The sequence below is a fragment of the Testudinibacter crocodili genome (assembly GCF_006228025.1).
In the GTDB taxonomy this organism is placed as follows: Bacteria; Pseudomonadota; Gammaproteobacteria; order Enterobacterales; family Pasteurellaceae; genus Chelonobacter.
The window spans coordinates 1-933 of the sequence record NZ_VDHF01000141.1; the positions used below are offsets into that span (position 1 = coordinate 1).

The 933-nt window shown below is 30.3% G+C and carries 1 protein-coding gene; it reads right to left on the minus strand.

Annotated elements, in window-relative coordinates:
* Positions 1–49 precede the first annotated feature (49 nt).
* Positions 50–661 (minus strand): Imm43 family immunity protein, encoded by a 612-nt coding sequence (locus FHQ23_RS11845; RefSeq protein WP_139614501.1) that lies wholly within the window; start codon positions 659–661, stop codon positions 50–52.
* Between the last annotated feature and the right edge of the window lie 272 nt (positions 662–933).

Sequence of the window (933 nt, forward strand, 5' to 3'; positions counted from 1 at the left end):
AACAACACATCTGATACATTACCGGTAGATTACCATCTGTCATATTGTCTCAATTTTTAAAGATTCCTGAATCTTGGGAATCAATAAATTGAATACCATATATTTGATTATCAATACAAGCAGCTTTAAACTCTTCATTGCAAAATAATCTATTATGATAAAACCAATTATCAATCATAAACACATCTGAGTCTACTAAACTTGAATTTATTTGTAGTTCCCAAGATTTTTTCAAAACACCTTTCTTATCAAAATCTATTTTTGATTTCGAATAGTCAATAACATCTTTATTGTTAAAGAATTTTAAATAAAAATACTCTTTTGTAGATGCAGATTCTAGTTTCTTATTTAAAATTATCAGCTTTGTGAAAACAAAATCAGGGACTTTGAATCTATTAAGTAATTCCAGCATTTCTTTTGAAATAAAAAAACCTCCTGAATCAAATCTCAAATCAAAGGAGTATTCTTTATCCCTCGTTATGAACCACAATGTTGAAGGTAATTCAACCTCTTTATTAATTTCATACCTCCAATCACCTGAATCGGTTGGTAAAGGCTCAAACGGTTTTTTTATATTCAATTCCGAATGCAAAATGCCTTCTTGTAAGCTAATTGGTGCTTTTTTTTCTTCTTTTTCAAAAATTGCAAAATATTTTCCCATAATTATGATAACCTTCCACAAGGTGTTTTTGTACTAATTTTTCCGCTCTTTATTTTCTTTCTTAAACTTTTCTACAATGATTCTACTTGTCTTTTCGCTTCATCTGGTGAAATTATACCACTATTCAACCTAGCCTCTATTTTACCAAGTTTTTTTTTCCCCGCTGGCGCGAGCATCTTGCTCGTGCCTTGCCTATAAAATTACAAAAAAGTTATCTTCTGCAATAGTTGGCTTATTGTAAAGTGTTTTATCGTTATTGGCACAAGCGGGAC

Coding starts and splice junctions, on each gene's coding strand:
- FHQ23_RS11845 (WP_139614501.1), bottom strand. CDS start 661: ATGGGAAAATATTTTGCAATTTTTGAAAAAGAAGAAAAAAAAGCACCA.